Annotated in this window: 3 protein-coding genes; 1 reads left to right on the top strand and 2 read right to left on the bottom strand. The window is 58.1% G+C overall.

The window, feature by feature from the left end:
- Positions 1-750, bottom strand: a 750-nt coding sequence (locus QZ326_RS12625) for a thioredoxin domain-containing protein (RefSeq protein WP_295745839.1), incomplete at its 3' end; no start/stop codon positions are given.
- A gap of 80 nt (positions 751-830) precedes the next feature.
- Positions 831-1,718, bottom strand: a complete 888-nt coding sequence (locus QZ326_RS12620; protein WP_295745836.1) for an SDR family oxidoreductase — start codon at positions 1,716-1,718, stop codon at positions 831-833.
- A gap of 125 nt (positions 1,719-1,843) precedes the next feature.
- On the opposite strand from QZ326_RS12620, the gene QZ326_RS12615 reads away from it, so the two are divergent.
- Complete coding sequence (locus QZ326_RS12615) at positions 1,844-2,509, top strand: manganese catalase family protein (protein WP_295745833.1); 666 nt, start codon at positions 1,844-1,846, stop codon at positions 2,507-2,509.
- Positions 2,510-2,813 lie beyond the last annotated feature (304 nt).

Below are 2,813 nucleotides of genomic sequence, written 5' to 3'. Positions count from 1 at the left end.
GTGCTGATCGGTGGAGTATCGGGAAAATCCACCGCCCACATGGTCGAACAGCCCACCCCGATACATGTTGTTTAGAGTGTGCAGGGCCATTTCCCGTGCGTGTTCCTCCTTGGCGAGTTGGGCATAACGCAACAGGAAGATCAGATTATGGGGCGTGGGAAACTTGGGTGCGGCGCCAAAGCCGCCCCACCGCTCATCGTAACTCTGGGCAAACTGGCTAACCGCCTGCCGGACGAGTTCCCGGCTGGGTGTGCCGGGGCGGGCCTGCCCCTCCTGCTGCAAATGGGCGGTGAGGGTGTCCCCGGTGACCAGCACTCCCGCCCGATCTTCCCGCCATAGGCGGGCCGCCTTTCTAAGCAGGTGCAGGAGTTGGTCCTTTGGCAAATAGGTGCCTGCCCAGAAGGGCTTTTGGTCCGGAGTCAGTAGCACGGTCAAAGGCCAGCCGCCGGAGCCGTTCATGGCCAGACATGCCGCCATATACACCGCGTCCACATCGGGCCGCTCCTCCCGGTCCACCTTGACGGGGAGGAAGGCGGCGTTGACGGCCTGTGCCACCGTCTCGTCCTCGAAAGACTCATGGGCCATGACGTGGCACCAGTGGCAGGTGGAGTAGCCAATGCTCAGGAGAACCGGTTTGTCGGTGCGCTTTGCCTCCTCAAAGACCTCCGGTCCCCAGGGACGCCAGTCCACTGGGTTTTCTGCATGCTGGAGAAGGTATGGGGAACGTTCCGTGCTCAGACGGTTGCTCATTTGTGTTCCTTTCCGGGACCGCTAAGCCGCGGCCCTGATGGTTTGATTGTTTCAGTATTTGCGGTCCGGCGGACAAATATTTAAGAGCCCACAATGGTGCCGCCGTTGGGGTGGAGCACCTGCCCGGTCATGTAGCTGGAATCGTCCGAGGCCAGGAAGACATAGCAGGGGGCCACCTCGCAGGGCTGGCCCGCCCGGAGCATGGGCACCTTGGAGGTGCTGGAGCCGAAGGTGCGCACCTCCTCCGCCGAGAAGGACGCGGGAATCAGTGGCGTCCAGATGGGGCCTGGGGCTACGGCATTTACCCGGATGCCCTGATCCACCAGGGACAGTGCCAGGGAACGGGTGAGGGCCACGATGGCCCCTTTGGTGGCGCTGTAGTCGATGAGATCCTTATGACCCTGGTAGGCGGTGACGGAGGTGGTGTTGATGATGGAGCTTCCAGGGTGGAGGTGGGGCAGAGCGGCTTGGATCAGATAGAAGAAGGAGTACACATTGTTCTGAAACACCAGGGAGAGCTGTTCCCGGGTAATATCCAGGATGCTCCGCCGGATGAACTGGACGGCGTGGTTGTTAATCAGAATGTCCAGTGTACCGAAGTGCTCCACCGTCTGCTCCACACAGCGCTTGGCGAATGCCGGATCTTTCAGATCGCCCCGCAGGAGCAGGCATTCGCCGCCCAACTGGCGAATGTGTTCGGCGGTCTCCTGGGCATCCCGATCTTCATCGTAGTAGGCGATGGACACTTTTGCCCCCTCTTTCGCGATAGCGTAGGCCACCGCCCGTCCAATGCCGCTGTCCCCGCCAGTAATGAGGGCCACGCGGTTGGCGAGCTTCGGGCCGGTCGGAGCGCACTCTGAGATGGGGCGTGGGTTCATCTGACATTCCAGACCGGGCTGCTGGTCTTGGTGCTGGGGCGGAAAGCTGTGGGGCGCGGTTTGGCCAATGGGACAGTTCTGACATTCCATAAAGAAATCCCTCCTTCCGCCTATTTTATGGCAGGAGAAGGGAGAAAGTGCGGTGCGTAAACCACAGTTCCCGGCATACTTTCCTCCAATGTTGGAAAACTACAAACAAACGAGGAGGTATTGCCATGTTCAAACACGAAAAAGCACTGTTCCATCCCGTGGGTGTGGAGCGTCCCAACCCCCAGTATGCCGCTTTGCTTCAGGAGCAGCTGGGCGGCGGAAACGGCGAACTGAAAGCCGCCATGCAGTATATGTCCCAGTCTTTCCGTATCAAGGATCAGAAGATTAAGGATTTATTTCTGGATATCGCGGCGGAGGAGCTGGGCCATATGGAAATGGTGGCTCAGACCATCAACCTACTCAACGGCCACGATGTGGATGCAGACCAGGTCAAGGCGGGCGAGATCCAGACCCATGTCCTGCTTGGCCTGAACCCAGGGCTCATCAATGCCTCCGGCTATTCCTGGACGGGAGACTATGTGACCGTCACTGGCGACCTATGCGCCGATCTGCTCAGCAACATCGCCTCCGAACAGCGGGCCAAGGTGGTGTACGAGTACCTGTACCGCCAGATCGATGACAAGAAGGTACGGGCAACCATCGATTTTCTTCTCAACCGGGAGGAGGCCCACAACCAGATGTTCCGGGACGCGTTCAACGAAGTGCAGGACACCGGCTCCAATCGGGACTTTGGCACGACTAAGGCGGCGAAGATGTACTTCTCCATGTCCAATCCCGGCCCCAACGCTTTCGCTGGGAACGATGTGAACGCCCCCAATTTTTCGAAATGACAAGGTGGCCGGCTCCAGAATCATGTTTTTGTCATGATCCTGAAGTCGGCTGCTTTTATAATGAAACATCCGCTATCCCGCATATACGCCCCTATGCCGAAAACGCAGCCTGCAAGCAGTGCCACAGCTGACCCAATAAGAACGCCCAGAGCATACTTTGGAGTATGCTCTGGGCCTTTTTGTGCAGGTATCCGATTCCTCAGTTTTTTATAAAAATTCGACCAAAAAAGCCATGGCTTTTTTGGTCGAATTGGTGGAGATAAGCGGGATCGAACCGCTGACCTCTTGAATGCCATTCAAGCGC

Origin of the sequence: uncultured Oscillibacter sp. (assembly GCF_910587525.1) — a bacterium.
Lineage (GTDB): Bacteria > Bacillota > Clostridia > Oscillospirales > Oscillospiraceae > Oscillibacter.
The sequence above is the reverse complement of the archived record's forward strand: the minus strand, read 5'-3'. Positions and strand labels throughout refer to the sequence as shown.